We start from the raw sequence: 26,865 nt of genomic DNA on the forward strand, positions 1-26,865 counted from the left end.
ATCCGCTACAACCATGGGCGGACCGCCCCCTGCTGCCATGGCAGGTATTCCAGCAGCGGCGAACAATGGATAGCTCGACGTGCCCATGAAAACAGACCAGGTCATCAAGATCCTTTTCATCGAAAAGTCGGTCGAAGATGCGGAACAGATCATCAGCCTGCTCCGCAACAGCGGCATTGCCGTGCGCCCCGCCCGCGCCACCAGCACCGAGCAGGTCTCGGCGGCGCTGGACGAGCTCGGCCCCGACGTGGTGCTGTATGACCCCGCCGTGGGCACGCTGGAGCTTCGCGACCTCACCCGCATGCTCGACGCCCACGGGCGCGATCTCTCGCTGATCGCCCTGGTCAGCCAGGTCGACAACGCCGTGGTCACGGACCTGTTCGCCAACGGCGCCCGCAGCGTGGCCTTGCGCCCGCAGCCGAGGCAGCTGATGGCGGTGATCCAGCGCGAGTTCGAGGCGCTCAACACGCGCCGGCAGCTGCGCCGCCTGGAAACGGCCCTGCGCGAATCCGAGCGCCGTTGCGATGCGCTGCTCGACTCGTCCAACGATCCCATCGCCTACGTGCACGAAGGCATGCACGTGCGCGCCAACCAGGCCTATCTCGACACCTTCGGCTATACCGAGTTTGACGAACTGCTGGGCCTGCCGGTGCTGGACATGATCGGGTCCAGCGACACCGACCTGTTCAAGAACACGCTCAAGGGCCTGTCGCGCGGCGAGAAGCCCAATGGGCCGATCGAGCTGCAGGCCCGCCGCGCCGATGCCAGCAGCTTCAAGGCCAATGTGGAATTCGCGCACGCCACCTTCGAGGGCGAGCCCTGCCTGCAGATCGTGTTCCGGCGCCAGCAGGTCGATCAGAACATGATCGAGCAGCTGCAGCGCGACCCTGTCACCGGCCTGTTCAACCGCGCACGCATGCTCGAATGCATCGACCAGGCGGTGGCCGCGGCCACCGAGGGCACCAAGGGGCAGTCGCTGCTGCTGATCGAACCGGACAACTGGCAGTCCATCGTGGCCGGCGTCGGCCTGTCCAAGGCCGACGAGCTGCTGGCCGCGTTCGCCGCACGCGTGGAGGCGCAGCTGGGCGCGCATGACACCGCCGGCCTGCTGGCCGAACACACCGTCGGCGTGCTGCTCCATTCGCGCAACGACGAGGGCATCAAGAACTGGATCACCGGGCTGCAGCAAGGCATTTCCGGCGGCATCTTCGACCTGGGCACGCGCTCGATCACGATTACCGCGAGCATCGGCGGCAGCCTGCTGGGCGAGCGCAACGCCAACACCGAGCTGCTGCTCAACCAGGCCAGCCAGGCACTGCGCAACGCGCAGAGCCAGGGCGGCAATCGCAGCGACCTGCACGACCCCGCCGCCCGCGAAAAGGCCGACGAGGAACGCGAGCGCTACTGGCTGGGCGTGCTGCAGCAGGCGCTCACCCAGGACGACTTCGTGCTCTATCACCAGCAGACGATCAGCCTGCAGGACGCCGAGGGCGAGTTCTCCGAAATCCTGCTGCGCCTCAATGGCCCGCAGGGCGAAGTGCTGCCGGGCTTCTTCATGCCCATCGCCGAGAAGCACAACCTCACCCCGGCCATCGACCGCTGGGTGCTCAACCAGGCCCTCGAAGTGCTCATCGCGCGCGAGCGCATGGGTTCGCCCAGCACCCTGTTCGTGAAGCTCACGTCCAGCTCGCTGCACGACGCCGAGCTGCTGTCCTGGCTGGGTGCGCGGATGAAGAAGGCGGCGCTCAAGCATGGCCAGCTGGTGCTGGAAATGACCGAGAGCAAGGTGGTGACCTCGCTGCGACCGGCCCAGGAGTTCATCCAGGCCTGGAAAAAGACCGGTGGCCAGTTCGCGCTGGAGCAGTTCGGCTCAGGCCTGAATTCATTCCAGCTGCTCAACCATATCGACGCGGACTACCTGAAGATCGACCGCAGCTACATGTCCGACCTGCCGCAGCAGCCGGAGAGCCAGCGCAAGGTGGCGGAGATCTGCCGCCAGGCGCGCGAGCTGAAGAAGCAGACCATCGCCGAATGGGTCGAGGACGCGGCGAGCACGTCGCTGCTGTTCGCCTGCGGCGTGGACTTCGTGCAGGGCAACTTCCTGCAGGAACCCCAGCGGCTCACCTGAGCGCCATGCCCCCTCTCCCTCCGGGGAGAGGGTTGGGGTGCGGGGTGCGTGCTCGCGGTAGCGTGTATTCATGCGTGTGCCTGTGGTTCTCGTCTCGGCTCGCATTTTTCCCAGGCGCCGTCGCCAGCTTGCCGCTTGCGCAGCGGGCGTTTCGACCTCCTGCCGGAGGCCGAGTCACTTTTCTCTTGCTGGCCCACGCACGCGCAGGAGCGCGTGCGAACGGCGAAGCCGGCCCGAAGGGCGGAGGGCAGGATGCCCGGAGTCAGAGAAAAGTAACCCAAAGAGAATGGCCTTAAAGGCCCATAGCATTGCGTGGGATAGAAGCCAGAGAAGGTTCCGGAGCCGGATTGCGAGCGTCTTCGCCGCCACATAGCCGCTTCACTGCAACGCGCCACGGCGCAGAGGACTTAAAGCCGAGCGCTGCGCGTTTTGCTTCCTCTCCCCTTTGGGGAGAGGGTTGGGGTGAGGAGTCAATCTTGCGGCGGCTTTAGTTCAAGGCGTGCTTGATGGAAGCCTTGTCGCGAGCACCCGCCCCTCACCTCCATCCGCTCCTCGCCGGGGAGAGGAAGAAAACCAAAAGCCAAAGCAAGAAACCCGCGGATCGCTCCGCGGGTTTCTTGTGTGCATCGGTGTCGCGCCGGGATTACTCGGCGGCGGCAGCCTTCTTCGCGGCCTTGGCGGCGGAGACGGCGGCGATGTCTTCCTTGATGCGGGCAGCCTTGCCTTCCAGGTTGCGCAGGTAGTACAGCTTGGCGCCACGCACCTTGCCCTTGCGCTTCACTTCCAGCGAGTCGATGGCCGGGCTATGCGCCTGGAACACGCGCTCCACGCCGGTGCCGTGCGAGATCTTGCGCACGGTGAAGGCCGAATGCAGGCCGCGGCTGCGCTTGGCGATGACGACACCCTCGAACGCCTGGACGCGCTCGCGATTGCCTTCCTTCACCTTCACGTTGACCACCACGGTGTCGCCAGGGCCGAATTCCGGCAGCTGGCGGGTGATCTGCTCGGCTTCGAACTGTTCAATGAGTTTGTTCATGGCAACACCTGTTTGATATCAATTGCTGCAGTCACGGTTCGACTGCATCGTTGTGCCGCGTCTGCGATCGTGCATGCTCGCGGCGGAATTCATCCAACAGCGCTCGGGATTCTGCATCCAGCGCGCGCTGCGCCAAAAGGTCGGGACGCCGCAACCAGGTCCGTCCCAGCGATTGCTTCAGGCGCCAGCGGCGAATGGCCGCGTGATCACCGGAAAGCAACACATCCGGTACGTCTCCCAGCGCGTCATGCACCGGTTTTGCAAAGTGCGGGCAATCGAGCAGGCCATCCGAAAACGAATCCTGCTGCGCCGACTGCGCGTCGTTCAACGCGCCCTCCTGCAAGCGGCCCACGGCATCGATGATCACCGCGGCACCCAGCTCGCCACCGGACAGCACATAATCGCCGATGGAGAGCTCCTCGTCGACCTCGTGCGCCAGCAGACGCTCGTCCACACCTTCGTAACGCCCACAAAGCAAGGCGATGCGCGGCAACTTCGCCAGCGCTTCCACCCTGCCCTGCGTCAGCCGCGCTCCCTGCGGACTGAGGTAAATCACATGCACCGGTTCCGGTGCTGCCTCGCGCATGGCCTTGAGGGCCGCCCGCAAAGGCTGGATCAGCATCACCATCCCGGGTCCGCCGCCGCAGGTGCGGCCGTCCACGGTGCGGTAATTGTCGGTGGCGTAGTCGCGTGGGTTCCAGGCTTCCACCTGCAGCAACTCACGCTGCTGCGCACGTCCCACGACACCGACGGCAGCACACTGACGCATGAAGTCGGGAAACAGCGTGACGACATCGATGCGCATGATCCTCAACCCTTGGTGCCGCGCCAGGCGCGCTCAGAATTCAGGATCCCAGTCCACCACCATGCGCCCGCCGGACAAGTCCACCGAACGCACATAAGAACCCTGGATGAAAGGAACCAGCCGCTCGCGCGTACCGTCCTTCACTACCACGACGTCGTTGGCGCCGGTCGCGAACAGGTGACTGACCCGACCCAATGCCACGCCTTCCGTGGTGACGACCTCAAGACCCTCGAGATCGACCCAGTAATACTCGTCCTTGCCGGGAGGCGGCAGCAGCTCGCGGGCGACATAAATGTCCTGCCCCACCAGCGCCGCCGCAGCGTCGCGGCCATCCACTCCGGGAAACTGGGCGATGAGCCCCTTGCCCTGCGGACGACCCTTGACTCCCGTGATCTCGGTTGCCACATCCGGCGCCGTTGCCAGCTGCCAGGGTTGGTAACTGAAGATCCGCGTGCGGGGCTCGGTCCAGGATTCGATCTTGAGCCAGCCCTGCACGCCGTACAGCCCGACGATGCGTCCGACCAGGACGCGCCGGCCGGCTGCCGTCATGCTCAGGCAGCCTGCTGCTTGCCGGCTTCCTTCACCAGGGACGCGACCTTGTCGGTCAGCTGCGCACCCTTGGAAACCCATTCCTGCACGCGGGCGACGTTCAGCTCAAGGCGCTTGTCCTTGCCCGACGCAACCGGATTGTAGTAACCCACGTTCTCGATGCTGCGACCGTCGCGCTTGCTGCGCTGATCGGTGACAACGATGTGGTAGAACGGACGGCCCTTGGCGCCGCCGCGCGAAAGACGAATCTTGACCATAAGTAAAAGCTCCAGAATTGCCGTATGCCGGCAGCACGCACGAGGCCGTGCGCGGTAAACGCGGCATTTTAATGAATTTTGAGGAAAAAGGAAGGGGTTGGGGCGAAAGCGGCGACCAGGCATGCGTGGCGAAGAGGCAAAAACCCTTGGCCGGACCCTGCTCCCTCGCCCCCGCTCTCAGCGCATCGGCGGCAAGCCGCCGCCCATGCCGCCCATGCCCTTCATGGCGCCACGCATCTGCCGCAGCAGACCCTTGGAGCCACCCTTGGAGAGCTTGGACATCATCTTTTCCATCTGCATGTACTGCTTGAGCAGACGGTTGACGTCGGCCGGCTGGGTGCCGGAACCGCGCGCCACGCGGGCGCGGCGGGAACCGTTCAGCAGGTCCGGGTGACGGCGTTCCTTCTTGGTCATCGACTGGATGATCGCGACCATGCGCTTGATCTCACCGTCGTTGATCTTGGATTTCACGTTGTCGGGCAGGCCCGACACGCCCGGCAGCTTGTCCATCAGGCCGGCCAGGCCGCCCATGTTGGTCATCTGCTCGAGCTGGTCGCGCATGTCGTTGAGATCGAAGCGCTTGCCCTTGATGACCTTCTCGGCCAGCTTCTGCGCCTTCTCGTGGTCGACCTTGCGCTCCACTTCCTCGACCAGCGACAGCACGTCGCCCATGCCGAGGATGCGCTGCGCCACGCGATCGGGATGGAACGGCTCCAGCGCATCGGTCTTTTCGCCGGCGCCCAGGAACTTGATCGGCCGCCCGGTGACATAGCGCACCGACAGGGCCGCGCCGCCGCGGGCATCGCCATCGGTCTTGGTCAGCACCACGCCGGTGAGCGGCAGCGCCTCGGCGAACGCCTTGGCGGTATTGGCCGCGTCCTGGCCGGTCATGGAGTCGACCACGAACAGGGTTTCGATCGGCGTGATCGCGGCGTGCAGCGCCTTGATCTCCGCCATCATCGCTTCGTCCACGTGCAGGCGACCGGCGGTATCGACCAGCAGCACGTCCACCACTTCGCGGCGCGCGGCGGCGATGGCGTTCCTGGCGATATCGACCGGGTTCTGGCCCGCCTCGGACGGGAAGAACTTCACGCCGACCTGCTCGGCCAGCGTGCGCAGCTGTTCGATGGCGGCCGGACGGTACACGTCGCAGCTCACCACCATCACCTTTTTCTTCTTGCGCTCGGTCAGGAAGCGGGCGAGCTTGGCCACCGTGGTGGTCTTGCCCGCGCCCTGCAGGCCCGCCATCAGCACCACCGCAGGCGGCTGCTGGGCGAGGTTGAGCTCGGTATTGGCCGTGCCCATCAGCGCCGTCAGCTCGTCGCTGACCACCTTCACCAGCGCCTGGCCCGGCGACAGGCTCTTGAGCACTTCCTGGCCGACCGCGCGCACCTTCACGCGCTCGATCAGGGCCTGCACCACGGGCAGGGCCACGTCCGCCTCCAGCAGGGCGATGCGCACTTCGCGCAATGACTCGCGGATGTTCTCCTCGGTCAGGCGACCGCGGCCGCGCAGGCGGTTGACAGTGGCGGACAGGCGTTGGCTGAGCGACTCGAACATAAGGGATGCGGCAACGTAAGAGGATCGCAGAGTATAGCGGACCTCGGGCACGGGGCCGACCTCGGCGTTTTCCCGCGCCGCCTGGCGCCCGCTGCACAGCCACCCACCTTACCCCCTACACTCCGCCGTCATGGCCATCACCCTCTTTGCCCTGCTCGCCATCGCCCTGTACCTGACTGCCGCCGCCGGACTGGCGCGACCGCTGTTGAGCGGCGGCAAGCCGTTCAATCGCTCGGCCCTGGTCCTGGCAGGCGGTGCGGTACTCATCCACGCCGGCATCCTGCTGGGCATCCACCGCGGCTCGCTGGACCTGCATTTCTTCGCTGCGCTCTCGCTGATGGCCTGCGTGGTTTCCGCGCTGACCCTGGTGGTGAACATCTGGCGACCGGTCGCGGCGCTGGGCGTCATCGTGTTCCCGCTCACCGCGCTGTTGCTGGCTGCAGACAGCTTCATGGCGCCGACCACCTCGCCCGAACCGCTGGAATGGCAGATCAAGCTGCATGTCACCGTCGCCTTGCTCGCCTTCAGCGTGTTGTCGATCGCCGCTGCCCTGGCCATCCTGCTGGCGGTGCAGGAGCGCGCCTTGCGTCATCGCCAGTTCGGACCGTGGCTGCGCGCGTTGCCGCCGCTGACCCTGACCGAGACGCTGCTGTTTCGCCTGATCGGCGGCGGCTTCGTGCTGCTCACGCTGACGCTGCTCAGCGGCATCCTGTTCGTCGACAACCTGTTCGGCCAGCACCTGGTGCACAAGACGGTGCTGTCGATCATCGCGTGGCTGGTCTTCGGCGCCCTGCTCTACGGCCGCTGGCGCTACGGCTGGCGTGGCCGCGGCGCGGTGAATCTCACCCTGATCGGCATGGGCGTGCTGCTGCTCGCCTTCTTCGGCACCAAGGCGGTGCTGGAACTGATCCTGCATCGCACGCCCTGACCGCCATGGCCGCCGACCAGTACGTGCTCACCCTGTCCTGCCCTGATCGCGCGGGCATCGTGGCCGCGGTGTCGGGACACCTTTGCGCCGGCGGCTGCAACATCGTCGAGGCGCAGCAATTCGGCGACGCCGAGACGCAGCGTTTCTTCATGCGCCTGGTGTTCGAGTCGACGGGGTTGTCCCCGGACGCATGGCGAGCGGGCTTCGCACCCGTCGCGGACGCGTTCGCGATGCAATGGACACTGCGCGACCGCGCCCGGCATCGCCGCGTGCTGCTGCTGGTTTCCAGGTTCGACCACTGCCTCGCCGACGTGCTCTACCGCTGGCGCATCGGCGAACTGCCGATGGAGATCGTCGGCATCGTGGCCAACCATCCGCGCGACACCTATCGCCATCTCGATTTCGACGCCATTCCGTTCCATTACCTGCCGACCAGCAGGCACGACAAGGCCGCGCAGGAAGCGCAGCTGTGGTCGCTGATCGAACATAGCGGCGCCGAACTGGTGGTGCTCGCGCGCTACATGCAGGTGCTGTCGCCCGGGCTGGCGCAGCGACTGGCCGGTCGCTGCATCAACATCCATCACTCGTTCCTGCCCGGCTTCAAGGGCGCGCGGCCGTATCACCAGGCGCATCGCCGCGGGGTCAAGCTGATCGGCGCCACCGCGCACTTCGTGACCCCTGACCTGGACGAAGGGCCGATCATCGAACAGGATATCGAGCGCGTCGCGCATGGCGATACGCCCGAAGACCTGATCCGCATCGGCCGCGATATCGAACGCCGCGTGCTGGCGCGCACGCTGCGGCTCTACCTCGATGATCGCGTGCTGCTCAATGGCAGCAAGACGGTGGTCTTTACGTCCTGAGTGGACGACGTCCCTCGCGCCAATCGGTGGCGTTGCTCCCTCTCCCCTTTGGGGAGAGGGAGTAAAAGCACGCAGCGCTCGGCTCTAAGCCCTCTACGTCATGGCGCGTTGCAGTGAAGCGGCTACGCAGAGGCGGAGGCGTCCCGCTTCGAGGCCCAAAGACCGTTCCGGCCTGTATCCAACCCTTTGCCGCGAGCTCTTGAGGCCATTCTCTTTGGGTTACTTTTCTCTTGGGCCAGCAAGAGAAAAGTGACTCGGCCTCCGGCAGGAGGTCGAAACGCCCGCTGCGCAAGCGGCAAGCGGGCGACAATGCCTGGGAACGAAGCGAGAAAAGCGCCACACGATCGCGCCCGATCCACGCCACCGCGAGCACCGCCCCCTCACCTCCATCCTCTCCCCTTTGGGGAGAGGAACGTAGCGGCTAGCGGCAGGCGTCGATGCCCTGCGACAGCCGTTCCACCGCCACCACTTCCATGTCGCCCACCCTGCCCTTCTTCGGCGCATTGGCCTTGGGCACGATGGCGCGCAGGAAGCCGTGATGCGCGGCTTCCTTCAGGCGTTCCTCGCCGTTGGGCACGGGCCGGATCTCGCCGGACAGGCCGACTTCGCCGAACGCGATGGTCTTTTCCGGCAGCGGCCGATCGCGCAAGGATGAGAGCACCGCCAGCAGCACCGGCAAGTCGGCCGCGGTCTCCTGCACGCGGATGCCGCCGACAACGTTGACGAACACGTCCTGGTCATAGGCGGCCACGCCGCCATGGCGATGCAGGACTGCCAGCAGCATGGCCAGGCGGTTCTGCTCCAGGCCGAGCGCCACGCGGCGCGGATTGCCCAGCGAGGACTGGTCCACCAGCGCCTGCACCTCGACCAGCAACGGCCGCGTGCCCTCGCGGGTCACCATCACCGCGCTGCCCGAGGTCGGGCCGCTGTGTGCGGACAGGAAGATCGCCGAGGGATTGGGCACTTCGCGCAGCCCCTTCTCCGACATGGCGAACACGCCCAGCTCGTTCACCGCGCCGAAGCGGTTCTTGAACGCGCGCAGCACGCGGAAACGGCTGCCGGATTCGCCTTCGAAATACAGCACGGCATCCACCATGTGCTCGAGCACGCGCGGACCGGCGATGCCGCCCTCCTTGGTCACGTGGCCGACCAGGAACACCGAGGTACCGGTTTCCTTGGCGAAGCGGGTGAGCTTGGCCGCCGATTCGCGCACCTGGCTCACCGAGCCCGGCGCTGCCGTCAGCAGCTCGGTCCAGATGGTCTGGATGGAATCGATCACCAGCACGCGTGGGCGGCTGGCCAGCGCCTGCTCGATGATGCGCTCGATGCAGGTCTCGGCCAGCGCATGCAGGGGCGCCAGGGGCAGGTCGAGGCGCTGAGCGCGCGAGGCCACCTGGCCCAGCGATTCCTCGCCGGTGACGTAGACGCTGGGCAGCTGCGCACCCAGCGTGCCCAGCATCTGCAGCAGCAGGGTGGACTTGCCGATGCCCGGATCGCCGCCGATCAGCACCACCGAACCGTCCACCAGGCCACCGCCAAGCACGCGATCGAGTTCGCCGATACCGGTGAGCGTGCGCGTTTCCGCCGTCAGCGCCACCGCCGTCAGCGGCGTCACCTTGGGCGATCCGGCCGCGGCACCGGCGTAGCCGTTGGTGCTGCGCGCGGCGCCCGCGGACTTCACCGCCGGCTGCACCACGATTTCGCTCAAGGTGTTCCAGACGCCGCACTCGACGCATTGGCCCTGCCATTTGGAATGTTCCGCCCCGCAATCGGTGCAGACATAGGCGGTCTTGGCTTTGGCCATGCGGATTCCTCGGGGCGTTGCGCAATGAGCGGAGCTTAGCGGGCGGCGATCGCAACCGGCGAGACGCCGGCACCGCCGTCAGTGCTCGTCTTCGACGAACAGCACGCGACGGGTCATGCCGCAGGTGAGGTCGTAGGAGATGGTGCCGGCCTGGGCGGCGATGATTTCCACCGGCAATTCCGGGCCCCACAGCGTCACCCGGTCGCCCACCCTGGCGTCTGGCGCGCGGCGCAGGTCCAGCGTGATCAGGTCCATCGACACGCGCCCGATCAGTGGCACGCGGCGATCGCCCACCAGCACCGGCGTGCCCGCCTCGGCGCTGCGCGGGTAGCCGTCGCCATAGCCCACGGCCGCCACGCCAACCGACATGTCCTCGGGACAGGTCCAGGTGCCGTTGTAGCCGATGCGCTCACCCTTGGTGATGCGATTGATGGCGATCAGGCGCGTGCTCAGCGTCATCGCCGGACGGAAGCCAAAATCCTCGCCCGTCTTGCCGTCCACCACCGACAGCCCATACAGCAGCCCGCCGGTACGCACCCAGTCGGCGCGCGCTTCCGCCCAGCCGAGCACGGCGGCGGAATTGGCCAGCGAACGGGGGCCGCGCAAATCACGCGTGGCCTCGGCAAAGCGGGCGATCTGCGCCGGGGTCTCGGTGCCGTCGAACACTTCCGATTCGGCAAAATGGGTGAGCAGGCCGATTTCCGGATCGATGCCCGGCATGGCCGCCAGCTGTGCATGGACGAAGGCCACGGCCTCCGGCGCGAAGCCCAGGCGGTGCATGCCGCTGTCCACCTTCAGCCACACGCGCAGCGGGCCACGACCCGGCGACGCCTCGTTCAACCACTGCAGCTGCTCCTCGTGATGGATCGCCGCATCGAGGTTCAGGCGCTGCATTTCGGCGATATCGCTGGCGCGATCGGGTCCCGACAACACCACGATGCGCTGGCGATGCCCCGCCGCACGCAAGCGCAGGCCATCGCCCAGTGCCGCCACCGCGAACGCGTCGGCGTCACCGTCCAGCGCGCGCGCCACCCGCTCGAGCCCATGCCCATAGGCATCGGCTTTCACCACCGCCATCACCTTGGCCGGCGCAGCCAGCGACTTGATGCGGGCGAGGTTGTGGCGCAACGCGCCCAGGTGGATGGTGGCGACAGTGGTACGGCTCATGCCTGCTTGGCGCCGGTGCAGCGACGCGATGATGGTTGAAGGATCGGAACACAAACGCGGGCCGGCAGGACCGGCCAGGGCTCAAAGCTTACCAGCCCCGGCCGATGCCAAGCCGCCCGACTGCCTCCACGCTAACGCCCCATGGCGGCAGACCCCTGCCTGCATCATGGCTTTCCCGGGGCAGCGGCAAGCGCCGCGCGCTTAGCGGTTGTCCCGGCTCTCGCAGCGCTCGACGGCGACACGGCGGGCCTTGTTGTATTCGTGCTGGCTCATGGCGCCGGAGTTGAGCGCGTCCTGCAGATCGGTCATCTGCTTGCCGCAGGTATCGTTGTTCTGCACCACGCGCGTGCTGCTGCCGCAGCCGGCCAGTCCCACGCAGGCACCGAGCAGCACACCGAAAGTCATTGCCCTGTTCATGGCAGCACTCCGTCAGATGACGCCCATGACCAGCAGGACGATCAGGATGATCAGGATGACGCCCAGGCCACCGCTGGGCCCGTAGCCCCAGCCCCGGCTATACGGCCACGCCGGGACAGCGCCAAGCAGCAGCAACACGATGATGAGCAGAAGGATCAGCGACATGTGGTTTACCTCATGGGTGAAAACCCGCCACGAGGGTGCGCCGCGATACGTGAACCTCGCCCCGGTTTTATGTGGAGGCGATGCAAAGGCCGGGCGCGATACAGGCGCCGTTCCCGAAGCGAAACGGTACCTGACCGCGCGGGCGCGGGTTCAGCGCGTCATTCGAAGGCGCCGACGAAGGAGTCGGGCGCGTAGTTCTCGAACTTGGTGTAGTGGCCCAGGAAGGTGAGCTTCACCGTGTCGGTCGGGCCGTTACGCTGCTTGCCGATGATGATTTCGGCCAGGCCCTTATCGGGCGATTCCTTGTTGTAGTACTCGTCGCGGTAGATGAACATGATCACGTCCGCGTCCTGCTCGATAGCGCCGGATTCGCGCAGGTCGGACATCATCGGACGCTTGTCGGCGCGCTGTTCCAGCGAGCGGTTCAACTGCGACAGGGCGATCACCGGGCAATTGAGTTCCTTGGCCAGGCCCTTCAGCGAGCGCGAGATTTCCGAGATTTCGGTAGCGCGGTTTTCCTTGTTGCCGGGCACCTGCATCAACTGCAGGTAGTCGATCACGATCAAGCCAAGGCCGCCGTGCTCGCGATGCAGTCGGCGTGAACGCGAGCGCATTTCCACCGGCGACAGACCGGGCGTGTCGTCGATGAAGATCTTCGCCTCGGAGAGCAAGGCGATGGCGTTGGTGACGCGCGGCCAGTCTTCCTCGGCCAGGTCGCCGTTGCGCAGGTGCTGCGCGTGGATGCGGCCGACCGAGGAAATCATGCGGAAGGCCAGCTGCGAGGCCGACATTTCCATCGAAAAGATCGCCACGGCCTTCTTGCCGCGCATCGCCACCGCTTCGGCGATGTTCACCGAGAACGCCGTCTTGCCCATCGAGGGACGCGCCGCGACGATGATCAGGTCGGAGGGCTGCAGGCCCGAGGTGAGCTCGTCCAGATCCGAAAAGCCGGTGGAGACGCCGGTGAGCTGACCCTTGTTTTCAAAGCGCTCGGAGAGGATGCGGAACGCGTCCTTGACCGCCTCGCGCATCGACACCGTGTCTTTCTTGCCGCGGGCACCCGACTCGGCGATCTTGAACACCGCCTGCTCGGCGCGCTCAAGCACTTCCTGCACGCCCATGCCTTCGGGCTGATAACCGTCCTCGGCGATGCCCGTGCCGGCGTCGATCAGCTGGCGCAGCACCGACTTCTCGCGCACGATTTCCGCGTAGGCGGTGATATTCGCCGCGCTGGGCGTGGTGTTGGCCAGTTCGATCAGGTAGCCGGCACCGCCGACCATCTCGCCCAGCCCGTTGGCCTCGAACCAGTCGCCCAGGGTCACCGCATCGCACGGCATGCCCTTGGCCGCCAGCTCGGTGATGGCGCGCCAGATCAGGCGATGGTCCTTGCGGTAGAAATCCTGCTCGCCCAGGCGGTCGGCCACCTTGTCCAGCGAGTCCGGCGACAGCATCAGGCCGCCCAGTACGGCCTGCTCAGCGTCAATCGAACTCGGCGGCACGCGCAGCGCGTCGATGTTGGAAGGAAGCTTGCGCTCGGCACGACCGCGGCGCTCAGGGCGATCGGAACGATCAGTAACGAAGGGCATCAAGATTCCTCGCAGCGGACCGGCACAGGTGCGTCGGCGGCATGACGTTGGGCACAGAGCATACGCGGCGCCATCTCAGGCCGCGAGACAATAAGTCTGTGGATAACCTGTGTGCAGGCGTGGATAAGTGCCGGCACAAAAGCAGACGGGCGCCCAGGGGCGCCCGTCCGGGTACAGCATTGGCGATGGGCGGCTTACTTTTCGCCGACCACGATCACCGTGACCTGGGTCTGCACGTCGGCGTGCAGCGCGATCACGGCAACGAACTCGCCGGTGTGGCGGATCGGGCCTTCGCCCTGGATCACTTCACCCTTGTGCACGTCCTGGCCGGCAGCCTGGAGGGCCTCGGCGATTTCGCGCGGACCGACCGAGCCGTACAGCTTGCCTTCCGGGCTGGCGTTCGCGGCGATGGTCACCGAGACGCCTTCCAGCTTGGCCTTGCGGCCTTCGGCGCCCGACAGCTGGGAAGCAGCCTTGGCTTCGTACTCGGCGCGGCGCTTCTCGAAAGCTTCGAGGTTGGCGGCGTTGACCGGCACGGCCTTGCCCTGCGGCAGCAGGTAGTTGCGGCCATAACCCGGCTTCACGTTGACCTTGTCGCCAAGGTTGCCGAGGTTGCGGACTTTCTCAAGAAGGATCAGTTGCATGATGGTTCCTTTTCGTTAGCGCCGGTGTGGCCCCGCGCAGCCGTGGACGGTTGTCCGAAGGGGTTTTCGTTTTGCTCCCTCTCCCCGGAGGGGAGAGGAAGCTAAATCACGATCAAACGTCGTGGTTGTCCGTGTACGGCAGCAGGGCCAGGAAGCGGGCGCGCTTGATGGCGGTCGCCAGCTGACGCTGGTAGCGGGCCTTGGTGCCGGTGATGCGCGACGGAACGATCTTGCCGTTCTCGGTCACGTACTGGCGCAGGGTGTTGAGATCTTTGTAATCGATCTCTTTGACCTTTTCGGCCGTGAAGCGGCAGAACTTGCGGCGGCGGAAGAACTTGGACATGTCTGTGCTCCTGATCAGTCGTCGCTGTCGCGATCGTTGTCACGGTCGTCGCGGTCACGACGGGCCGGGCGCTCATCACCATCGCTGTCGTCATCGCGGCGGCGCGAGGACTTGGCGTCATCCTTTTCCTTGCTCTTGAGGATGAACGACTGCTCGGTGTCGGCCTCGTCGCGGCGAACCACGAGATGGCGCAGCACGGCGTCGTTGAAGCGGAAGCCCGACTCCAGCTCGTTCAGCGCGTTCTGGCTGACTTCGATGTTGAGCATGACGTAGTGAGCCTTGGCCAGGTTCACGATCGGGTACGCCAGCTGACGGCGGCCCCAGTCTTCCAGGCGGTGGATCTTGCCGCCGTCGGTCTCGATCAGCGCCTTGTAGCGCTCGATCATGGCCGGAACCTGTTCGCTCTGGTCAGGGTGGACCAGAAACACGACTTCGTAATGTCGCAGGGACATTGTTGGGTAACTCCTTGTGGATGCGGCCTTGCGGCCTCGCAGCCTCCCGCCCTATGCGGTGAGGCAAGGTTCCATCCGTGCCCTGGGGGCGCGGACAGAAGCGGAATTGTAAGGTAGATCGGGCGATCCGGGCAAGTGGTTGAAAAACCGGCGCTTCTCTAGCGCCCGGCGGGCCCGCCCGGCTGGCGCCACGGCCAGGCTTTGCTCAACCGACGGTGAAGCTCTCGCCGCAGCCGCATTCCCCGGTGGCGTTGGGGTTGTGGAACACGAACGCCGCATTCAGGCCCTGGCGCTGGAAGTCGATCACGGTGCCATCGACCAGCGGCAGGCTCTTGCCGTCCACGATGAGCGGCACGCCATCCACTTCGACCAGCTGGTCTTCGGAGCCCAGCGCCTCGGCAAGGTCAACCACGTAGCCGAAGCCGGAGCAACCGGTGCGCTTCACGCCGAAACGGACGCCGGCCGCGCCAGGGGTGCTGGCAAGGAACTGGCGCATGCGTTCGCTGGCGGCGGGAGTGATGGTGATGGTCATGGCGATACTTGGGGATCCGGAAAACAGTGCGCGAAGGCTCGCGACCTGAACGAAACGTACATTATCATGTCAAGTTGGTCTTACGCGTCCGATATGCGGCGCCCAGCAGGAGTTTCAATCCATGGCGGTGGTTAGCGTCAAGCAGGCTCTTTCCGGCAGCATCGAAGCCGGCAGCATCGTGACCGTGCGCGGTTGGGTGCGCACCATCCGCGATTCCAAGGGTGGCCTGTCCTTCGTGAACGTGACGGACGGCTCCTGCTTCGACCCGATCCAGGCCGTGGTCACCGACAAGGTCGCCAACTACGAGGGCGAGGTGAAGCACCTCACCACCGGCGCCGGCGTCATCGTCACCGGCACCCTGGTGCCCTCGCAGGGCAAGGGCCAGCGCTTCGAGATCCAGGCGGACGAAGTCGCCGTCACCGGCTTCGTCGACGATCCGCTGACCTACCCGATCCAGCCCAAGCCGCACACCATGGAGTTCCTGCGCGAAGTGGCGCACCTGCGCCCGCGCACCAACCTGTTCGGCGCGGTCACCCGCGTGCGCCACACCATGATGACGGCGATCCACCGCTGGCTCACCGAGCAGGGCTTCTTCTGGATCAACACGCCGATCATCACCACCTCGGATGCCGAAGGTGCGGGCGACATGTTCCGCCTGTCCACGCTGGACCTGGCCAACCTGCCGCGCGACGACAAGGGCAAGATCGATTTCCGCAAGGACTTCTTCGGCCGCGAGGCGTTCCTGACCGTGTCGGGCCAGCTCAACGTCGAGGCCTACTGCCTGGCGATGAGCAAGGTGTACACGTTCGGCCCGACCTTCCGCGCCGAGAACTCCAACACGCCGCGCCACCTGGCCGAGTTCTGGATGGTCGAGCCGGAGATCGCCTTCGCCGACCTGCACGCCAATGCCGACTGCGCCGAGGGTTTCCTCAAGGCGATCTTCAAGTCCGTGCTGGAGGAGCGTGCCGATGACATGGCGTTCTTCGCCGAGCGCGTGCAGCCGGATGCGATCAGCCGGCTGGAGGCGTTCATCAGCCAGCCGTTCGAGCGCATCGACTACACCGACGCCATCGAGATCCTGAAGAAGTCGGGCCAGAAGTTCGAGTTCCCGGTGGCCTGGGGCATCGACCTGCAGACCGAGCACGAGCGCTACCTGGCCGAGAAGCACGTCGGCCGCCCGGTGGTGGTGATGAACTATCCCGAGCAGATCAAGGCGTTCTACATGCGCCTCAACGACGACGGCAAGACCGTCGCCGCGATGGACGTGCTGGCGCCCGGCATCGGCGAGATCATCGGCGGCAGCCAGCGCGAGGAGCGCCTGGATTACCTCGACCGCCGCATGATCCAGTTCGGCCTCGATCCGGCCACCTACGGCTGGTATCGTGACCTGCGCCGCTACGGCACCGTGCCGCACGCCGGCTTCGGCCTCGGTTTCGAGCGGCTGCTGGTCTACGTGTGCGGCCTGTCCAATATCCGCGACGCCATCCCCTACCCGCGTGCCGCGGGGACGGCCGAATTCTGAGCTGCGAACCGTCTATGCGTCCTCGCCTGATCGTCGCTTCCGCCCTCGCCGCTGCCGCCCTGGCGGCCGCCGGCTGTCACAACGTCAAGACGCTGGTGCCGCCCAACCTGCGGCCACCCGAAGACACCCGCAACAGCCTCGACCAGGCCCGGACCGCGCTGCAACAGGCGACGCCGTGCTGCAGCACGTTCGCGGACTTTTCGTTCCAGAACACCCTGCCCTGGCAGCCGAAGAAGTTCGTGCTGGGGCCGGGCAGCATGGTCGCCAGCCTCAATGGCGAACGCAGCTACTTCATCAGCTTCGCCCTGCCGCGCGAGGCCGCCATGCCTTACCGCATCGCGCTGAAGTCGGAACTGAGCAGCCGCTGGTTGCGCGCCAGCTACCTGTTTGCTCCCACGGTCGTGCTGCTGGACGAAGGCTTCCAGCCCATCAACACGCAGGACGTGGGCCTGTGCGAGCACATGGGCTGGACCGACGAGACCACCGGCGCCTTCGGCAGCGTCGAGGTCACCGACAAGCGCGCGCGCTACCTGGTGCTCTACAGCTCGGCCAAGCAGCAGTCGGGCAGTACCTACTGGGAGCAGTCGCCGGCGGCATTTTCGGCCGAGGCGCCGGTCAAGATGGCTGCCGTCGGCTCGTTCAAGCTGCCGCATGGCCCGGATGGCACGGTGTGGATCGGGCTGATGGACAAGACCTACAAGGACGCCGTGGACAACGCCATCTGCGCCAAGGCGGCCCAGGGCAGCGGCGTGCTCAGCACCTTGCGCAACTCCATTTCGGTGCCGTCCTGGGGCAGCAAGCCTGACAGCAAGGCAGCGGATGCCAAGGCCGACACCGGCACGACGACCGACAACGCCTCGACCGGCGGTGCGGCCAAGGGCTAGACGCCCAGGCGCCCCCACCCTCCTACTTCGAAGACAGGCACGGCATGATCGAGCTCTACCTAACCTTACTGGCCTCAGGCGTGGCGTGCTTCCTGCTCCACTTCCTGGCGCAGTACCGTGTCGCCACCCTGCTGCGCCGCGACCATCGCCACGAGTGGCAAATCATTGCCGAACCCGATGGCCAGCCGGCGAGCCCCCTGCGCACCTGGATCCGCCTGCAGCTGGCGCTGAAGTCGCCGGTGCTGCCGGCACTCGAGCATGCCGCCATCACCCAGTGGCGCCGCGTCTGGCGCTACGCTCCCTGGGTCGCCTGGCTGTGCTGGTTCGGCGCACTGGCCATGCAGTGGGCCGCCCGCTAACTCTTCTTGCCTAGGAACGCCCATGTTGCTGGATCTGAGCGGACGTCACGCCCTGGTTTGTGGTGCCTCGCAGGGCATCGGTCGCGCCAGCGCCGTTGAGCTGGCCGAGCTCGGCGCCAGCGTCACCCTGCTGGCCCGCTCCGCCGACAAGCTGCAGGCGGTTGCCGAGGCCTTGCCGCATCGCCCGGGCCAGCAACATCGCTGGCTCGCCGTGGACATGCAGGACACCGACAAGCTGCAGGGCGCGCTGGCCGATGTCGTCGCCGGCGGCCCCGTGCACATCCTGATCAACAACACCGGCGGTCCGCCCGGTGGTCCGGCCCATGCGGCCGAGGCGGATGCGTTCGCGGCAGCGTTCCGCCAGCATCTGCTGGCGGGCCAGGCACTGGTGCAGGCATTGCTCCCCGGCATGCGCGCCAGCGGTTATGGCCGCATCGTCAATGTCATCTCGACCTCGGTGAAGGAGCCCATCCCGGGACTGGGCGTCTCCAATACCGTGCGTGCGGCGGTCGCTGCATGGGCCAAGACGCTGTCCGGCGAACTGGCGGCCGACGGCATTACGGTGAACAACGTCCTGCCCGGCTACACGCGCACGGCGCGGCTCGACGGCCTGCTCGCCGCGCAGTCGCGCAGCAGCGGCCGCAGCGAGGAAGAAATCGCCCAGGGCATGCTGGCTACCGTACCCGCGCGCCGCTTTGGCGAGGCGACCGAAGTGGCTGCTGTCATCGCCTTCCTGTGCACGCCAGCGGCCGGCTACGTCAACGGCGTCAGTATTGCCGTGGATGGCGGCCGCACGCGCGCGCTGAGCTGAGCCCCGACCAGAGCCGGGCGTACGCCGGCGTCCGGTGCAATTGGGCGCCGCTGGCCTTAAGCTTGTGCGGATGCCAAACCTGCGCCTCGCCAACCTCATTGACGGTCGCCTGCAGGCGCCACGGAACAATCGCTGGCTGGATGTCTTCGAGCCCGCCATCGGCCAGGCGTTCGCGCAATGTCCCGACTCCTCCCCCGAGGATGTGGCCGATGCGGTGGCGGCAGCCCGGCGTGCCGCGCCGGCCTGGGCCGCGACGCCCGCCGAGCAACGGGCCCGCCTGCTGCATCGACTGGCCGACCTGATCGAGGCGCGGCTGGAAACCTTCGCCGCGCTGGAGTCCCGCGACAGCGGCAAGCCCCTGAGCCTGGCGCGCAGCCTCGATATTCCGCGCGCGGTATCCAACCTGCGCTACTTCGCGGCGGCCATCGTGCCGTGGAGCAGCGAGTCGCACGCGATGGAGACCGGGGCCATCAACTACACGCTGCGCCAGCCGCTCGGCGTGGTCGGCTGCATCAGTCCGTGGAACCTGCCGCTCTACCTGTTCACCTGGAAGATCGCGCCCGCGCTGGCGGCGGGCAACGCGGTAGTGGCCAAACCATCGGAAATCACGCCCTGCACCGCTGCCCTGCTCGGCGAGCTGAGCATCGAGGCGGGCTTCCCGCCCGGCGTGCTGAACATCGTGCAGGGCCGTGGCCCGGAAGTCGGCCAGGCCATCGTGGAACACCCCGGCGTCAAGGCCGTGTCGTTCACCGGCAGCACGCGAACCGGCGCGCAGATTGCGACGGCCGCGGCGCCGCAGTTCAAAAAGCTCTCGCTGGAACTGGGCGGCAAGAATCCCGCCGTCGTGTTCGACGATGTCGACCTGAGTGACGCCAACCTGGACACCATCGTGCGCTCGGGCTTTGCCAACCAGGGCGAGATCTGCCTGTGCGGTTCGCGCCTGCTGGTGCAGCGTTCGATCTACGACGCCTTCCGCGAACGGTATCTGGCGCGCGTGCAGGCACTGCGCATCGGCGACCCGGACGACCCGCAGGTCGACCTCGGCGCGCTGGTTTCGCAAGCCCATTTCGACAAGGTGATGGGCTGCATTGCCCAGGCCCGCGACGAAGGCGGCCGCGTGCTGTGCGGCGGCGAAGCGGTGGATGTGCCAGGCCGCTGCGCCGACGGCTGGTTCGTGTCGCCTACGGTCATCGAAGGGCTGGACGGCGACGCCGCCACCAACCAGCACGAGATCTTCGGTCCGGTGGTGAGCCTGATTCCCTTCGAGGACGAAGCGGAGGCCCTGTCCATCGCCAACGGCACGGGTTACGGACTGGCCGCCTCGGTGTGGACGCGCGACCTTTCGCGCGCGCATCGCTTCGGCGGACAACTCGATTTCGGCATCGTGTGGATCAACTGCTGGCTGCTGCGCGACCTGCGCACGCCCTTTGGCGGCACGAAGCAATCCGGGCTCGGCCGCGAAGGCGGCACCGAAGCGCTGCGCTTCTTCACCGAGCCGAAAAACATCTGCATTCGCTATTGAGAACGCCGCCGTGAAGAGCCCCCTACAGAACCTCATCGACAGCAACCGCCAATGGTCCGCCGCCGTGCGCGCCCAGGATCCACGGTTCTTCGAGCGCCTCTCCCAGCAGCAGGCGCCACGCTACCTGTGGATTGGCTGCTCCGACTCGCGCGTGCCCGCCACGCAGATCGTGGACCTGCCGCCCGGCGACATCTTCGTGCAGCGCAATGTCGCCAACGTGGTGTCGCATACCGACCTCAACTGCCTGAGCACCATCCAGTTCGCGGTGGACGTGCTCAAGGTCGAGCACATCCTCGTCGTGGGTCACTACGGCTGCGGCGGCGTGCAGGCGGTGCTCGATCAGCGACGCCTCGGCCTGGTGGACAACTGGCTGCGCCACGTGGGCGATGTGGCGCAAAAGCATTCCACCATGCTGTCGTCCATCGACATGATGAATTTGCGCAACAGCCGGCTGTGCGAACTCAACGCCATGGAACAGGTAGTCAACGTCTGCCACACGACCATGGTGATGGACGCATGGGAACGTGGCCAGAAGCTCTCCGTGCACGCGTGGTGCTACAGCCTGTTCGACGGCCACGTGAACGACCTGGGCATGCATGTCAGTTCGCGCGACGAACTGTGGCCCGCCTACGAAGGCGCACTTCAGCGCCTCGGCACCGTGCCCGAGTTCAACCGATGAGCGACGTCGTCCGCACCGATCAGGCACCGGCGCCCGTAGGCGCGTATCCGCATGCGCGGCGCGTGGGCGACCTGCTGTTCCTCTCGGGCGTGGGGCCGCGCGTGCCGGGCAGCAACGCGATTCCCGGCAATGTCCACGATGCCCAGGGCAAGCTGGTCGGGTACGACATCGAGGCGCAGTGTCGCCAGGTGTTCGCCAATGTCCGCGCAGTGCTCGAGGCCAGCGGCGCGCGCTGGGAGCAACTGGTCGACGTGACGGTGTTCCTTACCGACATGGCGAACGACTTCGCCACCTACAACCGGCTCTACGCAGAGTATTTCGCCGGCGTGGATGCCTGCCGCACGACCCTGGGCATCACCGCCCTGCCCACGCCCATCGCGATCGAACTCAAATGCATAGCCGCCTTGCCGCCTGACGTTCCATAAGCGCGGCACCCATGAAAAACCCCGACGCGAGCGTCGGGGCTTTTCGTTGCCGGACTGACGATGATCAGTGGCTGGCCGTGGTCGCCGGCAGCGTGGCCTTGGCGGACTTCTTGGCGGATTTGCCCTTCTTCGCGCTCGACTGGGTTCCGTCGGACTTGTGGCTCTTCTTGTGATGCTTGCTGCTGGACGCGGCCGGCTGTGCCGAGGCCGCCTTGGTCGCGGGCGCAGCCTGCGGGGCGGCGTCCTGAGCCAGCACGGAACCAGAGAGGGCAACGCCTGCCACGAGCAGGGAAGCGATCGCGAACTTACGCATGATGATGAGCCTCGAACGTCGGTTGCCGCGGACCCGGCCGGACCCCGGCAACACGGGCGGCGCGACGGCTGCAACATGGCATGTTTCGCCAGCGGCTGGAATGGAATTATTCGAGGCGTCGCGCGCGATTTTCCTCGCGCGGATCTTGACTTTCCGACTCCCTAACGCGGCTCGAATCTTCTTGCGCTCAGGCCAGGCACTGGTCCAGCAATCCGGCGATGGTTTCCTGCAGGCGCGCAGCCTTGGCCTCGTCGTATTCGAAGCTGTCTTCGTCCATGTAGTTGAGCTGTGCCAGTTCCAGCTGCACCGCGTCGATGCCGGTGCCCGGCCGGCCGTAGTGGCGGGTGATGTAGCCGCCCTTGAAGCGGCCGTTGACCACGAAGCTGTATCGCGACTGCTTCTCCAGCGCGGCCTGCAGCCGCTGCTGCAAGGCGGGCGTGCAACTGGCGCCATCGGCCGTGCCGACGTTGATGTCGGGCAGCTGGCCGTCGAACAGCATGGGCACGCGGCTGCGGATGGAATGGCCTTCCCACAGCACGACGCGACCATGGGCTGCGCGCAGCCTTTCAAGTTCTTGCGACAGTGCGCCGTGGTACGGATGCCAGAACTCGTTTATCCGCTGTTGAATTTCATCCGCCGCAGGTTCCTCGCCATCGCGATAGAGCGGCTCGCCATCGAAGCCGATGGTGGACACGAGGCCGGTTTCACGTCGCCCCGGATACAGCGCCTGGCCATCGGCAGGACGGTTGAGGTCGACCACATAGCGCGATGCCACGGGACGCAGCAGGCTCGCGCCGAGCGCCCTCGCCAACGGCTCGTACAGACGCCCGACATGCCAGTCGGTGTCGACGGAGCGCCGTGCCGTCGGCAGCATGCGCCCGGCGATGGCGGCGGGAATGTCGCTGCCATCGTGCGGCAGGCTGATCAGCAGCGGTGCGCTGCCGCGGTGGAGGCTGTATGTACTCATCGGCGAAGTTTAACGCGTCGGCTCAGGACAGCAGCACCAGCTCCTCGGCCGAACTGGGATGGATGGCGATGGTGTTGTCCAGGTCGCGCTTGCGCAGCCCCATCTTCAGCGCGACGGCAAATCCCTGCAGGATTTCCTCGGCGCCCGGCCCCAGCGCGTGGATGCCGACCACGCGTTCGTCGTCCCCCACGCAGACGATCTTCATGAGACTTTGCCCGGCGTGTCCGGCTACCGCCCACTGCAACGGCGCGAAGCGGCTGCGATAGACGCGCACCTGGTCACCATGGAGCTCGAGCGCCTGCGCCTCGGTCAGGCCGGCCATGCCCAGTGGCGGTTCGGCAAACACCACCGTGGGCGTGTACTCGTCGTCGAGGCGGCTGCCGGGCTGCCCGCCGAACAGGCGATCGGCAAGCCGGCGACCGGCCGCCACGGCCAGCGGCGTCAGCTCGGCGCGCCCGCTGATGTCGCCCACGGCGCAGATGCCGGGCACGTTGCTGTTCTGCCACGCATCGATGACGACATGTCCGGCTTCGTCCACCTGCACGCCGGCGGCATCGAGATCCAGGCGATCGCTGTTGGGCACGCGCCCGAGCGCCCACAGCACCGCATCGTAAGGACCACTCTCGCCATGGACCTCGTCGTGCAGCACCAGTCCGCCATCGTCGCGGTGCAGACCGGCGACTTTCACGCCCTGCGTGATCACGATGCCCTGCGCCTGCATGTGCTCTTTCAGCGCGGCCACCGCCTCGGCGTCAAAATCGGCCAGCAGTCCGCGGCGGACATGCATCGAGACTTCGCTGCCCAGCGCGCGCAGCAGGCCGGCAAATTCCACCGCGATGTAACCGCCGCCGACGATGGCGATGCGTTGCGGCAGGGTGCGCAAGGCAAAGATGTCGTCGGACACCATGCCGAGGTCGAAGCCGGGCACTTCCAGCCGTCCGGGCCGGCCGCCGGTGGCAATGACGATCTGCATCGCGCGCAGTTCGTCGCCGCCGGAAGTAGCCACCGTGTCGGCCGCGACGAAGCGCCCGGTTTCGGCGTACACCTGGATGCCCGCCTCCGCGAGGCGCCTTGCATAGCGTTGCCGGATGCCGTCGATATAGGTCTGCCGCAACTGCCTGAAATGCTCCCAGTCGAGGGGGCCCGGGGTGGAGGCAAAGCCATAGTGCAGCGCCAGTTGCTGTTGCTGCGCGAGCTGCGCGGCGAACCAGAGCGCCTTCTTGGGCACGCAACCGACGTTGACGCAGGTGCCGCCCATGGCGCCCGGCTCCAGCAACGCCACGCGGGCGCCGTGTCGCGCCGCGCGGAATGCGGTGGCGAGCCCGCCGGACCCCGCGCCCAGCACGATCAGATCGAAGGTGTCGGCCATGCCTGTCTCCCGTTGCAGCGTGCACCCTAGGCCAGCGAACGAGCAGGCCGCGTAAAGGTCACACCCGAAAACGCGCCGGTGCGTACGGCGTCGGGTCGATGGCCGGCGTGCTTCCTCGCATGAGGGAGGCGACCAGTTCGCCCGTCGCTGCCGACATGCTGACGCCGAGCATGCCGTGCGCCGTGGCGAACATCAGGTTGGACCAGCGCGAGCTGGGGCCGATGATCGGCACCTCGTCCACGCTCATCGGTCGCCACCCCCACCACTCTTCGAGCAGCTCGGGCCCTTCAGGCTCGTGCAAGCCGGCGGCGGCGCCCCGCCGCAATGCATCCAGGCGGGTGCGATTGAGCCCTTCGGCATAGCCGGAGAACTCCATGGTGCTGCCGAGACGGTAACCGCTGGCCCAGGTGGTGACGCACACGGCCGCCTCGCGCAGCACCAGCGAATGGCGCGGCGCCAGCGCGGGACGCGTATAGGTCAGCGAATAGCCCTTGCCGGGCTGCATGGGCAGATGCAGGCCAAGCGTCTTGCCAAGCAGCGGGGACCAGGCGCCGAGCGCCATGACGAGGCGGTCGCCGGAAAACGTACCGCGCGTCGTGCGTACCTGCTCGATGCGTCCCTCGCGGGTGTCGAAGCCGTCGATGCGTGCAGCCGTTTCGATCGAGCCGCCCAGTTCGACGACCCGTCGCGCCAGCTCGGCCGCATAGCGATCGGGGCGCAGGTGGGCATCCTCGGGATGGAACAGGCCACCGGTCACCCCGGGCTTTACCGCCGGCTCCATCGCCTCGACTTCGTCGCCGCGCAGCCGCTGCACTTCCACGCCGAGCTGGTCCAGCACGCGGGCATGGTGCTGCTCATCCTTCTGCAGGGCCGCTGCGCTGCGGTACACGTAAAGCTCGCCGCCTTCGCCGAACTCGCAGGCCAGCCCTTCGTCGCGAACCAGGGGCGCGAGCAAGGCGCGCGAACGCTGCAGGATGGCCGAGCGCGCCATGGTGGCATGCTCGAAATCGCGCCAGTTGCAGTGCCGTGCAAAGCCCAGCAGCCAGCGCAGGCGCGGGCCGTCGAAACGGGGGTTGAGGTAAAGCGGGGCGTCGGCGCGAAGCATGGAGCGCAACGCCACGCCGAACATGCCCGGCATCGCCAGGGGGGCGGCATGGCTCGGGGTGATCGTTCCACAATTGCCGTGCGAACTTCCGCAACCCGGGGTACCCTGCTCCAGCACACGCACGGTAGCCCCGGACTTCAGCAGGTAATAAGCACAGGCCAGGCCGATAACGCCGCCGCCAAGAATCAGAACATCACTGCGCGAAGCATCCATCACGTTATTGTAGCGTCGCATTTGCCCAACCCTAGCCCCGGGGACCTGAGCATGACCCTGTCCGATGTGAAGTCCAGCAACATGATGTGGCTGAGCCGAATCTCCCTGGCAGGCGCCACCACCCTGGCCATGCTGCTTTCCGTCGGCGCCCTCGCCTCGGGCCAAAAGCAGCAGCAACCACAGCAGCAGGAACCGCGGCCCGCCACCGCGTCGTCGGAGACACAGGTGTCCCGCGACCTGTTCACCGAAACCGCGCACATCAAGAACGACCTGGGTCGCTATCTGTACCTGCGCGAGGCGATGCCGCAACTCACCAAGGACGACCGCCTGATCGACCAGCAATTGCTGGCCTCGGTGGAGGACGAGCTTGGCCTCTACGACGAAGCCAACCTGGACTTCCCGTTCGACAACCGCGTGCAGACGCCCGTGCCCTTGCCGGTGCCCGCCGACTGGCAGATCGCAGACGCCGCGGAGCAGATCGCCAAGCTCGCCAGCGGCCGGCGCATCGTGATGATCAACGAAGCACATCACGACGCCCACACCCGCGAGCTGACACTCGCCCTGCTACCCAAACTGCGCGCGGAAGGATTCACCCATTTCGCCGCCGAGGCCCTCAGCAACGGCGACACCGGGCTGATGAAGCGCGGCTATGCCATCGCCAGCAGCGGCAGCGAGTACCTGCACGAGCCGCTGTACGGCGACATCATCCGCGAGGCTATCCGGCTGGGCTTCCAGGTCGTGGCCTATGAATCGGACGCCGACAAGTTGTCCGACCGCGAGGCCGGACAGGCCCGCCTGCTCTACCACGAGGTATTCGCCAAGGATGCCAAGGCGCGCCTGTTCGTGCATGCAGGCTACGCGCACATCGACAAGGCGCCCGGCAATCTCGGCGGCACCATCCAGCCCATGGCCATGCAGCTGAAGCTGCTCACCGGGTTCGATCCGCTTTCGATCGACCAGACGCGCTGGCGCGACATCGGCCCGATGCCCGATACCGACCTGTACAAGCAGCTGTACACGCTGTTTCCGGTGGAGCGCCCGTCGGTACTCCTCAGCCGGCAGAACGGGAGCGTGTGGACATCCGACCCGACCCGGCACGACGTGGACGTGATCCTGCCCCCCTCGGGACACGAGCGGCGTCCCCACTGGCTGGGCCTGGACGGCGCGCGGCAAAAGCGGGTGATCACCAGCGAGATGTGCCAGCGCCAGCTGCCCTGCGTGGTCGAGGCGCGCTACGCCAACGAATCCGACGACGCCATTCCCGCCGACCGTTATGTCTTCCTGACCGAAAACAGCATGAACTCGCTGTACCTGCGGCCCGGCCAGTACAAGCTGCGGGCCTGGGACCGGGACGGCCGCACGGTCAGCCAGCGCAATCTCACCGTCGACAAGCCCGGCTCATGAGGCCCCGAGACCCGATCTCGCGTAATCACTGAGAACTTTCGTACAACTTGTTGATT

General features: G+C 66.5%; 29 protein-coding genes. 11 read left to right on the forward strand and 18 right to left on the reverse strand.

Annotated features, from left to right (window positions below; genetic code table 11):
* The first annotated feature begins 85 nt into the window (after positions 1–85).
* Positions 86–2,128, forward strand: coding sequence for an EAL domain-containing response regulator (locus ACXU4B_RS07220; protein ID WP_131410428.1), 2,043 nt, complete (start codon positions 86–88; stop codon positions 2,126–2,128).
* Between the two features lie 643 nt (positions 2,129–2,771).
* Here the strand turns inward: ACXU4B_RS07220 and rplS are convergent.
* From rplS to ffh, 5 genes are all read right to left on the reverse strand, one after another.
* Positions 2,772–3,164: a 50S ribosomal protein L19 gene (rplS, locus tag ACXU4B_RS07225; RefSeq protein WP_131409096.1), complete on the reverse strand. Its 393-nt coding sequence runs from the start codon at positions 3,162–3,164 to the stop codon at positions 2,772–2,774.
* A 31-nt stretch (positions 3,165–3,195) separates the two neighbouring features.
* On the reverse strand, positions 3,196–3,969 hold the full coding sequence (gene trmD, locus ACXU4B_RS07230) for a tRNA (guanosine(37)-N1)-methyltransferase TrmD (RefSeq protein ID WP_131409098.1): 774 nt from the start codon (positions 3,967–3,969) through the stop codon (positions 3,196–3,198).
* 33 nt (positions 3,970–4,002) lie between these two features.
* Positions 4,003–4,518, reverse strand: a complete 516-nt coding sequence (gene rimM, locus ACXU4B_RS07235; RefSeq protein ID WP_131409100.1) for a ribosome maturation factor RimM — start codon at positions 4,516–4,518, stop codon at positions 4,003–4,005.
* A gap of 2 nt (positions 4,519–4,520) precedes the next feature.
* Entirely contained in the window at positions 4,521–4,775 is a 255-nt protein-coding gene (gene rpsP / locus ACXU4B_RS07240) for a 30S ribosomal protein S16 (protein ID WP_131409102.1), read from the reverse strand.
* Positions 4,776–4,952: 177 nt separating this feature from the next.
* Complete coding sequence (gene ffh / locus ACXU4B_RS07245; RefSeq protein ID WP_131409104.1) at positions 4,953–6,335, reverse strand: signal recognition particle protein; 1,383 nt, start codon at positions 6,333–6,335, stop codon at positions 4,953–4,955.
* Positions 6,336–6,465: 130 nt separating this feature from the next.
* Here ffh and ACXU4B_RS07250 point away from each other — a divergent pair, with 130 nt between their 5' ends.
* Positions 6,466–7,263 (forward strand): cytochrome C assembly family protein, encoded by a 798-nt coding sequence (locus tag ACXU4B_RS07250; RefSeq protein ID WP_131409106.1) that lies wholly within the window; start codon positions 6,466–6,468, stop codon positions 7,261–7,263.
* Between the two features lie 5 nt (positions 7,264–7,268).
* Positions 7,269–8,126 (forward strand): formyltetrahydrofolate deformylase, encoded by an 858-nt coding sequence (gene purU / locus ACXU4B_RS07255; RefSeq protein ID WP_131409108.1) that lies wholly within the window; start codon positions 7,269–7,271, stop codon positions 8,124–8,126.
* Between the two features lie 421 nt (positions 8,127–8,547).
* On the opposite strand, the gene radA is transcribed toward purU, so the two are convergent.
* The 9 genes from radA to ACXU4B_RS07300 all read right to left on the reverse strand — a co-directional run bounded on the left by radA (position 8,548) and on the right by ACXU4B_RS07300 (position 15,236).
* Positions 8,548–9,930, reverse strand: coding sequence for a DNA repair protein RadA (gene radA / locus ACXU4B_RS07260; protein ID WP_131409110.1), 1,383 nt, complete (start codon positions 9,928–9,930; stop codon positions 8,548–8,550).
* A gap of 78 nt (positions 9,931–10,008) precedes the next feature.
* A complete protein-coding gene (gene alr, locus ACXU4B_RS07265; protein WP_131409112.1) occupies positions 10,009–11,097 on the reverse strand; it encodes an alanine racemase in 1,089 nt (362 codons plus the stop codon).
* Positions 11,098–11,298: 201 nt separating this feature from the next.
* A complete protein-coding gene (locus tag ACXU4B_RS07270; protein ID WP_131409114.1) occupies positions 11,299–11,514 on the reverse strand; it encodes a hypothetical protein in 216 nt (71 codons plus the stop codon).
* 12 nt (positions 11,515–11,526) lie between these two features.
* Positions 11,527–11,679, reverse strand: coding sequence for a DUF3309 family protein (locus ACXU4B_RS07275; protein WP_131409116.1), 153 nt, complete (start codon positions 11,677–11,679; stop codon positions 11,527–11,529).
* Positions 11,680–11,837: 158 nt separating this feature from the next.
* Positions 11,838–13,265, reverse strand: coding sequence for a replicative DNA helicase (locus ACXU4B_RS07280; RefSeq protein ID WP_131409118.1), 1,428 nt, complete (start codon positions 13,263–13,265; stop codon positions 11,838–11,840).
* A 194-nt stretch (positions 13,266–13,459) separates the two neighbouring features.
* Entirely contained in the window at positions 13,460–13,909 is a 450-nt protein-coding gene (gene rplI / locus ACXU4B_RS07285) for a 50S ribosomal protein L9 (protein ID WP_131409121.1), read from the reverse strand.
* A gap of 112 nt (positions 13,910–14,021) precedes the next feature.
* On the reverse strand, positions 14,022–14,252 hold the full coding sequence (gene rpsR, locus ACXU4B_RS07290) for a 30S ribosomal protein S18 (protein WP_017462785.1): 231 nt from the start codon (positions 14,250–14,252) through the stop codon (positions 14,022–14,024).
* 14 nt (positions 14,253–14,266) lie between these two features.
* Positions 14,267–14,704, reverse strand: coding sequence for a 30S ribosomal protein S6 (gene rpsF / locus ACXU4B_RS07295; protein ID WP_121878540.1), 438 nt, complete (start codon positions 14,702–14,704; stop codon positions 14,267–14,269).
* A 205-nt stretch (positions 14,705–14,909) separates the two neighbouring features.
* Entirely contained in the window at positions 14,910–15,236 is a 327-nt protein-coding gene (locus ACXU4B_RS07300; protein WP_131409123.1) for a HesB/IscA family protein, read from the reverse strand.
* A 121-nt stretch (positions 15,237–15,357) separates the two neighbouring features.
* Here ACXU4B_RS07300 and asnS point away from each other — a divergent pair, with 121 nt between their 5' ends.
* From asnS to ACXU4B_RS07335, 7 genes are all read left to right on the forward strand, one after another.
* Positions 15,358–16,758, forward strand: coding sequence for an asparagine--tRNA ligase (gene asnS, locus ACXU4B_RS07305; protein WP_131409125.1), 1,401 nt, complete (start codon positions 15,358–15,360; stop codon positions 16,756–16,758).
* A gap of 14 nt (positions 16,759–16,772) precedes the next feature.
* Positions 16,773–17,642 (forward strand): MalM family protein, encoded by an 870-nt coding sequence (locus ACXU4B_RS07310; protein ID WP_131409127.1) that lies wholly within the window; start codon positions 16,773–16,775, stop codon positions 17,640–17,642.
* 44 nt (positions 17,643–17,686) lie between these two features.
* Positions 17,687–18,001, forward strand: a complete 315-nt coding sequence (locus ACXU4B_RS07315) for a hypothetical protein (protein ID WP_131409129.1) — start codon at positions 17,687–17,689, stop codon at positions 17,999–18,001.
* Positions 18,002–18,023: 22 nt separating this feature from the next.
* Entirely contained in the window at positions 18,024–18,812 is a 789-nt protein-coding gene (locus ACXU4B_RS07320; protein ID WP_131409130.1) for an SDR family oxidoreductase, read from the forward strand.
* Positions 18,813–18,882: 70 nt separating this feature from the next.
* On the forward strand, positions 18,883–20,334 hold the full coding sequence (locus tag ACXU4B_RS07325; protein ID WP_131409132.1) for an aldehyde dehydrogenase: 1,452 nt from the start codon (positions 18,883–18,885) through the stop codon (positions 20,332–20,334).
* A 10-nt stretch (positions 20,335–20,344) separates the two neighbouring features.
* On the forward strand, positions 20,345–21,013 hold the full coding sequence (can, locus tag ACXU4B_RS07330; RefSeq protein WP_131409134.1) for a carbonate dehydratase: 669 nt from the start codon (positions 20,345–20,347) through the stop codon (positions 21,011–21,013).
* Positions 21,010–21,438 carry a RidA family protein gene (locus ACXU4B_RS07335; RefSeq protein ID WP_131409136.1) on the forward strand — a complete coding sequence of 143 codons (429 nt, stop codon included), beginning with the start codon at positions 21,010–21,012 and terminating at the stop codon, positions 21,436–21,438. The genes can and ACXU4B_RS07335 overlap by 4 nt, the downstream gene beginning before the upstream one ends.
* Positions 21,439–21,502: 64 nt before the next feature.
* Here ACXU4B_RS07335 and ACXU4B_RS07340 read toward each other — a convergent pair whose 3' ends face one another.
* The 4 genes from ACXU4B_RS07340 to ACXU4B_RS07355 all read right to left on the reverse strand — a co-directional run bounded on the left by ACXU4B_RS07340 (position 21,503) and on the right by ACXU4B_RS07355 (position 25,426).
* Complete coding sequence (locus ACXU4B_RS07340; protein WP_131409138.1) at positions 21,503–21,751, reverse strand: hypothetical protein; 249 nt, start codon at positions 21,749–21,751, stop codon at positions 21,503–21,505.
* A 187-nt stretch (positions 21,752–21,938) separates the two neighbouring features.
* Positions 21,939–22,718, reverse strand: a complete 780-nt coding sequence (gene hutG, locus ACXU4B_RS07345; RefSeq protein ID WP_131409140.1) for an N-formylglutamate deformylase — start codon at positions 22,716–22,718, stop codon at positions 21,939–21,941.
* 22 nt (positions 22,719–22,740) lie between these two features.
* The gene (gorA, locus tag ACXU4B_RS07350) at positions 22,741–24,087 is read right to left on the reverse strand and encodes a glutathione-disulfide reductase (RefSeq protein WP_131409142.1); all 1,347 of its coding nucleotides are present in this window, start codon (positions 24,085–24,087) and stop codon (positions 22,741–22,743) included.
* Between the two features lie 58 nt (positions 24,088–24,145).
* Positions 24,146–25,426, reverse strand: a complete 1,281-nt coding sequence (locus ACXU4B_RS07355; RefSeq protein WP_240734031.1) for an NAD(P)/FAD-dependent oxidoreductase — start codon at positions 25,424–25,426, stop codon at positions 24,146–24,148.
* Between the two features lie 30 nt (positions 25,427–25,456).
* Between ACXU4B_RS07355 and ACXU4B_RS07360 the strand changes: the two genes are divergently transcribed.
* The gene (locus ACXU4B_RS07360) at positions 25,457–26,809 is read left to right on the forward strand and encodes a hypothetical protein (protein WP_205746535.1); all 1,353 of its coding nucleotides are present in this window, start codon (positions 25,457–25,459) and stop codon (positions 26,807–26,809) included.
* Positions 26,810–26,865: the final 56 nt, after the last annotated feature.

The sequence above is a fragment of the Dyella soli genome, assembly GCF_054482295.1.